The sequence below is a fragment of the Sphingobacterium sp. UBA7038 genome (assembly GCF_002494055.1).
GTDB classification, from domain to species: domain Bacteria; phylum Bacteroidota; class Bacteroidia; order Sphingobacteriales; family Sphingobacteriaceae; genus Sphingobacterium; species Sphingobacterium multivorum.
On record NZ_DLAV01000035.1, the window covers coordinates 76,224 to 82,856 of the forward strand.

General features: G+C 40.5%; 8 protein-coding genes. 5 read left to right on the plus strand and 3 right to left on the minus strand.

The window, feature by feature from the left end; translation table 11 throughout:
- The first annotated feature begins 148 nt into the window (after window positions 1-148).
- From B3H30_RS20880 to B3H30_RS20900, 5 genes are all read left to right on the plus strand, one after another.
- Window positions 149-955, plus strand: a complete 807-nt coding sequence (locus B3H30_RS20880; protein ID WP_070565532.1) for a beta-carotene 15,15'-monooxygenase — start codon at window positions 149-151, stop codon at window positions 953-955.
- Between the two features lie 15 nt (window positions 956-970).
- Window positions 971-2,128, plus strand: coding sequence for a 1-deoxy-D-xylulose-5-phosphate reductoisomerase (locus B3H30_RS20885; RefSeq protein WP_112376162.1), 1,158 nt, complete (start codon window positions 971-973; stop codon window positions 2,126-2,128).
- 16 nt (window positions 2,129-2,144) lie between these two features.
- Window positions 2,145-3,470, plus strand: a complete 1,326-nt coding sequence (gene rseP / locus B3H30_RS20890) for an RIP metalloprotease RseP (RefSeq protein WP_070565528.1) — start codon at window positions 2,145-2,147, stop codon at window positions 3,468-3,470.
- 264 nt (window positions 3,471-3,734) lie between these two features.
- On the plus strand, window positions 3,735-3,938 hold the full coding sequence (locus B3H30_RS20895) for a YwbE family protein (protein ID WP_070565526.1): 204 nt from the start codon (window positions 3,735-3,737) through the stop codon (window positions 3,936-3,938).
- A 249-nt stretch (window positions 3,939-4,187) separates the two neighbouring features.
- On the plus strand, window positions 4,188-4,565 hold the full coding sequence (locus B3H30_RS20900; protein ID WP_070565524.1) for a response regulator: 378 nt from the start codon (window positions 4,188-4,190) through the stop codon (window positions 4,563-4,565).
- Window positions 4,566-4,597: 32 nt separating this feature from the next.
- Here B3H30_RS20900 and B3H30_RS20905 read toward each other — a convergent pair whose 3' ends face one another.
- The 3 genes from B3H30_RS20905 to B3H30_RS20915 all read right to left on the minus strand — a co-directional run.
- Entirely contained in the window at window positions 4,598-4,810 is a 213-nt protein-coding gene (locus tag B3H30_RS20905; protein WP_070565692.1) for a DUF6965 family protein, read from the minus strand.
- 25 nt (window positions 4,811-4,835) lie between these two features.
- Window positions 4,836-6,302 (minus strand): efflux transporter outer membrane subunit, encoded by a 1,467-nt coding sequence (locus tag B3H30_RS20910; protein ID WP_070565522.1) that lies wholly within the window; start codon window positions 6,300-6,302, stop codon window positions 4,836-4,838.
- The coding region (locus B3H30_RS20915; protein WP_286834842.1) for an efflux RND transporter permease subunit at window positions 6,302-6,633 on the minus strand (332 nt) is incomplete at its 5' end. The genes B3H30_RS20910 and B3H30_RS20915, both read right to left, overlap by 1 nt.

The window sequence follows — 6,633 nt, forward strand, 5'->3', positions numbered from 1 at the left end:
TAGCCTGTTTTCATCTATCTGGGATAACAGATTTTCCATAACCGTTCTTTTTATGTTAAAAATGATAAAAAAAGTGATTTTTCTAGGTGTGTAAATTGTTGAAAATTAAAAAATATGGCATCTTTGTAGAAGTTTATTCAAAGAAAAAATGATTCAATTCCTAAAGGAAAGTACTTTTGCCGTTAACGAGGTTTTTAATAAGTCATTGGAGTTGCTGAAAAGGCATTATTTTTCAGTGGCGGGGCTTTGTTTTTTACTATTTGTAACCTCCGGACTGTCTAATTATCTCGCGACCACCATCAGTGATTTCAATGTGGTGTTGAGTGGCTTTATGGCATTTTTTTTCATGGTGATGTATTTTGGATTGAACATGACTTTGTTTAAGTATATTTTAAGTCTGATTGATGGTAACCAGGAGAAGAAACTCGTCCAATGTATCCCGAGTACGAAAGAGCTTGCATACTTTTTTGGCGCTATGTTGAGTATTATGGTGCTTTCTATAGCACTTCTGATGCTATTGGGGGCCGTCTCTTTACCATTCCTTTACCTATTTGAAAATGGTGACAATCGGATGGAGCTGATGAGCAACTTTACGATGTTTGTTGTCTTTGTTGCGGCCATATTGACGTTCATCCTGATTATTCGAGTGGCATTTTATCCGTTTTTCATTATTGATAAACACGCGGGGACATTACGGTCATTACGCTTCAGTTTTGCATTGACAAAAGGCAATGTATTCAAACTATTATTGATTTTGGCTGTATTTGCTTTTTTCCAGTTACTACAGATGTATTTTAATTATTTAGAATATTACATAATTTTTATTATTTTGAACCTCGTGAGCTCGTTTTTGGTGGTACCTCTGGCTAGTATTGTTGTTTCGGTCGCTTACCGATCCATGATGGCGGATTACCATGGGGGAGAAGACCCAAAGATTTTAAATAATATATTTTAATTAATAGCAAAGGTTTTGAGTAAAAAAGGAATTGCCATTTTAGGGGCAACGGGAAGTATAGGCACACAAGCCTTGGATGTGATAAGAGCCTTTCCTAATACATTTGAAGCAATTGTTCTGACTTGTGGCAGCAATGTCACACTGTTGATCCAACAGGCCTTGGAGTTTAAGCCCAAAGCAGTGGTGGTAACAGATTCCCTACACTATAATCAGGTACAGGATGCTTTAAAAGGATATGATATCGCTGTTCTTTTGGGTGAAGCCGGATTGGTTGAAGTGGTGCAGTTGGAAGAAGTTGATATCGTTTTGAATGCAATTGTTGGATCTGCGGGATTAAAACCTACTGTTAAAGCGATTCAATCGAAAAAAGATATTGCACTGGCCAATAAGGAGACACTTGTTGTCGCTGGTGAGCTGATAATGGCCTTAGTGAAAGAATATGGTGTACGCATGCTTCCTGTGGATTCAGAGCATTCGGCGATCTTTCAGTGTTTGACCGGTGAGGAGCATAATCCAATTGAGAAAATATATGTGACGGCCTCCGGCGGTCCTTTTCGTGGGAAAAAACGTGCCGATCTCCTACAGGTTACGAAGGCCCAAGCCTTGAAGCATCCCAATTGGTCGATGGGCGCCAAAATTACGATTGACTCGGCATCCCTGATGAATAAAGGGCTAGAAGTGATTGAAGCAAAATGGCTCTTCAATCTGTCCATAAATCAGGTGGATGTGATTGTACATCCTCAATCTATTGTACATTCGTTAGTTCAGTTTCAGGATGGTTCCATGAAGGCCCAAATGGGGATTCCTGATATGAAATTGCCGATCCAGTATGCACTGACCTATCCGGCACGTTTTGAAAACAGTTTTGAACGATTTAATTTCATGGACTATCCGACGCTCAGTTTTGAAAAAGCAGACATGGAAACTTTTCGGAATTTGGCATTGGCTTATGAAAGCCTTCGTACCGGCGGAAATAGAAGCTGTGTATTAAATGCGGCCAATGAAGTGGTTGTGGATGCCTTTCTGAAAGATCAAGTTGGTTTTTTGGAGATGAGTGATATTATTGAACAGACATTAGATAAAGTAGAATTCATTGCGACACCGACGCTGGATGATTATCTGGAGACGGATCGTGTCGCAAGGTTAATAACAAAGGAAATAATCAAAGATTAAATTTTAAAAAGCATACATGGGTGTTTTAATTATGGTCGGACAAGTGATTTTAGGCTTGTCAATTTTAATTGTTCTACATGAGTTAGGACATTTCTTAGCAGCACGTGCATTTGGTATCAAGGTGGAAAAGTTTTATCTGTTCTTTGATGCTTGGGGAGTGAAATTATTTAAATTCAATTATAAAGGATGTGAATATGGTATTGGCTGGTTGCCTTTAGGCGGTTATGTCAAGATTGCGGGTATGATCGATGAATCGATGGATACGGAGCAATTGAAGGGGGAGCCACAACCTTGGGAATTTAGATCAAAACCAGCTTGGCAACGTTTAATCGTCATGTTAGGCGGTATTATTGTCAATATTGTCGTCGGTGTTGTTGTTTTTTGGATGCTGACTTTTAAAATGGGCAATACAGACATTAAAATGGATCAGCTGGTAAACGGTATTGTACCTGGGTCCATTGGTGAATCTATTGGTTTGAAAGCTGGCGATAAAGTGATTGCAATAGACGGTCACCGTATCGAAAATTACTCGGAGCTGATCAGTTCTAAAGTATTGATGGGGGGAGTTGCACTTACAGTTGAGCGTGATGGAGCTACAGCAGAAGTCAAAGTCCCCGCTGATTTATTAAACACGCTTTCCGACAAAAAAGGAGAGAAGTTTATCGAGCCACGGGTTAAAACGACCAGTGTTGCTGAAGTAGCTCCCGGTTCGGTGGCAAGTAAAATGGGGTTTGTGAAAGGCGATAGCATTATTGCCGTAAACGAGACACAGGTTCCTTTCTTCGATCAATTTAAGGCGCAAATAAAAGCGAATAGCAATAAAACGGTTGCGATTAAAGTTTTACGCAAAGGGGCTGAAGTTTCCTTGCAAGGAATTGTTCCTGCAGATGCCATGCTGGGAATAGGGATCAATCGTGATTATTCCATCAAATCGTTTACAACGCAATATACCTTGATGGAGGCGTTTCCGATCGGTGCAAAGAAAGCGTTTACAGTGATTACCGATAACGCTAAGGGATTTGGTAAAATTTTCAAAGGCGAAGTGCGTGCTGATAAAGCATTATCTGGCCCTATTGGCATTGCAACTCTGTTTGGCACGGAAGTGGACTGGATCCGTTTTTGGTCCTTAGTAGGGATGTTGTCTATGGCATTGGCATTTATGAACCTATTGCCTATTCCAGCTTTGGATGGCGGTCACGTGTTGTTCTTGTTGGTTGAGATGATTCAAGGCAAGCCATTGAGTGAAAAATTCCTAGAAAAAGCACAAATGGTCGGTTTCTTCATTCTTTTGGCCTTGATGGTCTTTATATTTGGAAACGATATCTTTAAGTTATTTAAATAAGTCAACGGTCGCCGGTCAATGCTGACGGTGACTATTTCTAAAAAAAAGCTAAAAGCCAACGATGGTCGGAATTTCTTCCGACCATTTTTTGTGATATGACAGTGCTAGCAGGAAAAGGTCTTTACATTTGATTTGTAACATTTATGTATGCAATAGCCCTGCATTCACTTCAATACGCTTTTTCCAGCATTCAGGATGAAGGTCTTTCCAACAATAAATGATTTTTTATATTGCATTTAAAAAACTATTTATCTAAGTTTGACCATGGATGGAAGAAATAGAGCAGATGTAAAGCCAGGTATGTTGGTGAATATAATCTTAAAAAAGGACCAGCGTACGGGAAATCTAACAGAAGGCATTGTGAAGGACTTGCTAACATCGTCCTCTTATCATTCGAGGGGGATTAAAGTCAGGTTGACGGACGGCCAAATAGGAAGAGTGGCCGAAATTATTGAAGATGATTTTTAGGAGATAATCTACCGGTCTTCTTTTCTCTTTACCACATCTTTTCTAGCGTTGTTGACGCGAAGAGATTGCTACCTATGATGTTCTTATTGTATAAATCAAACTAAAAGTTTGTTGGATTGTTAATATTGGACATTTTGAAATAAAATTTGTATAATAACATAATTATTGCTAACTTTTTTCTGTATTTTTTATTTTATTACATATTTATATAATATTGTTTTTATAATTACTAAATGACAGCTTATTCAAATGGATACCAAAGATAGATGTACGATTGTCTACGCAGATGATGCGATGATTCATCATGTGTTGATGCGAGCGATGGCTCAATCACATTTATTGGATTTGGTTTATTGTGCATCCAATGGCAGGGAGTTGATCGACTACCTCCATGAAAACGAGCATGAGCTTCCTGAGATATGTATATTAGACCTGCATATGCCTGTATTAAACGGAATAGAAACGGCAAAAATTGTGAAAGAAAGATTTCCCTCGATCAGAATATTTGGGTTGACTTCGAGCAGTGATGAGAATGAGCGGATGGAATTGCGGGACGCCGGGGCAGAAGAGATTTTTTCGAAAGAACAGATGCCTTTATTAATGAAACAACTTGCGCCCAGCCTATAGAACGTATAAATAAGGAAGAAGCCTAACAGATGTTAGGCTTCTTCTTTTGCTTCTAAGGCATCCTTGAATTTCAGCAGTCTAATCCAGGATGGACATTTGCTTAAATCTTTTTTCCATAAGCTTACATGGATGAAGCTTGTGCTCAAGAAACGCTGAACGTCGAAGACCTGCATATCTTGCTGTATTTCCAGCGTTTCGGGCAAGTCTTTGGATTGAAAATAGTGTTGTAATTCTTCTGGAGTCATACCACAAAAATAAAGTTTTAAATCCTTATCTCCAACCTCCACCGAGCGCACGATACAAGTCTACAAATGCATCTAAATGCTGTTGTCGTAATTCGACGAGATCCAGGTCGCTATTAAGGGCATTACTTTGCGCGGTAATGACCTCTAGATAGGTGGCATACCCACTTTTAAAGAGTAGACCTGCGTTTTTAACTGCCAGGTGCGCGTTATCGACCCTTTCTTTAGCCAAAGCTAATTGTTCACGTTGCTTGTCGACTGTGACCACTGCATTAGAGACTTCGGCGACTGCCTCGACAACTTTTTGTTGCAGTTGGATTTCGGCTTTATCACGTTCCAATTTAGCAACCTCATACTGTGTTTTAAATGTTTTGTTTTTGAAAATAGGCGTGGTTAAATTTCCAGTTATTCCACCAAGCAATGCGCCAGGGATATTAAACCAATTTTTAGGGAGCATACTATTTACCCCCAATACGCCGCCCACGGTCAATGACGGATAACGCATAGCCTGTTGGATATTCGCATTCGCATTGGCTGCCATCAGTTGAAATTCAGATGATCGGATATCTGGTCTATTGCGGACAATCTCGATTGGGGACCCCAGGGAGATGTCTTTGCTCTCCGCGAAGAGATGCTCGTAAGAAGTTCCTCTTTTGATGCTGTCGGGTAATTTTCCGGTAAGTGTCTGCAGCGCATTTTCCTGGATGGCAATTTCCTTTTCGATTTCGGGAACGAGGGAGGCTGCCAATAGGCGTTGTGATTGTGTTTGTTGGATCGCCAAGGCGGTGATTTCACCAGCTTCATATTGGAGCTTGATCATGCGGAGAGTGCTGTCATTTAATTGGACGTTCCGTTTGGCAACTTCAATTTTGGCATCTAGCATCAAGAGATTGAAGTAACCTTTTGCCACAGCTGTTATGATCGAGGTCTGTATCGCATTTTTTGCCTCCTGTGTATCCAAATACTCGGCTAAGAGTTGTTCTTGTTTGCTTCCTATTTTCTTCCAGATATCGACTTCCCAGCTAAAATTAATATCAGAGCCAAACATGGATTGATAGACGAACATATTTTGCGGCGCTTTTTCATCCTTATGATCGTAGTATTTAGTCAGAGGACCACTGCCAAAGTCCTTTGATCGCCAGGTACGGTTTCCATTGGCAATTGTTGCATTTACACTCGGCAGGTAGTTGGCTTTATTCTGAGCTAAGACTCGCGTTGAAATCTGCAGGTTGAGCAGTGCAGTTTTCATTTCAAAGTTATTGGCTAAGGCAGAATCAATCAATAGCTTCAATGTGGGATCATGAAAGAAGGATTTCCAATGGATCAGGCCCATACTGGAGGTATCTCCGAAGTAATCCAGCGTATCGCCACGAAAGTTTTCCGGAAGTTTGAGTTTGGGCTGCACATAATCTTTGCCGATCTTACAGGCATTCATCAGGCCTAAGAGGCCAATGATGATCGATATTCCCGAAAGGTATTTTTGTATGTTTTTCATTATTCTTCCTCTTCTTTAGCTAGTTTATCATGTAGTTTTTCATCCAGACTTTTGAATACAACAAAGAGTACGGGGATGATAAAGATGCCGAATGCTACACCAAAGAGCATGCCGCCGGCGGCGCTGAAGCTGATCGAATGGTTACCGATTGCCGAGGGGCCAACCGTCCACATCAAGGGTACCAGCCCTGCAACAAAAGCCAGGCTGGTCATCAAGATTGGCCTTAACCTAAGTTTTGAACCGCTAATGGCTGCTTCGACAATGCTTTTGCCATTTTTTCGCTCCTGGACAGCGAACTCCACGATCAGAATATGCTGCTCCCCTAAAACTA

Bases quoted from the DNA above. Each gene is read 5' to 3' on its own strand.
- B3H30_RS20880 (WP_070565532.1), top strand. From the start codon at position 149: ATGATTCAATTCCTAAAGGAAAGTACTTTTGCCGTTAACGAGGTTTTT.
- rseP (WP_070565528.1), top strand. From the start codon at position 2,145: ATGGGTGTTTTAATTATGGTCGGACAAGTGATTTTAGGCTTGTCAATT.
- B3H30_RS20895 (WP_070565526.1), top strand. From the start codon at position 3,735: ATGGATGGAAGAAATAGAGCAGATGTAAAGCCAGGTATGTTGGTGAAT.
- B3H30_RS20900 (WP_070565524.1), top strand. From the start codon at position 4,188: ATGGATACCAAAGATAGATGTACGATTGTCTACGCAGATGATGCGATG.
- B3H30_RS20905 (WP_070565692.1), bottom strand. From the start codon at position 4,810: ATGACTCCAGAAGAATTACAACACTATTTTCAATCCAAAGACTTGCCC.
- B3H30_RS20910 (WP_070565522.1), bottom strand. From the start codon at position 6,302: ATGAAAAACATACAAAAATACCTTTCGGGAATATCGATCATCATTGGC.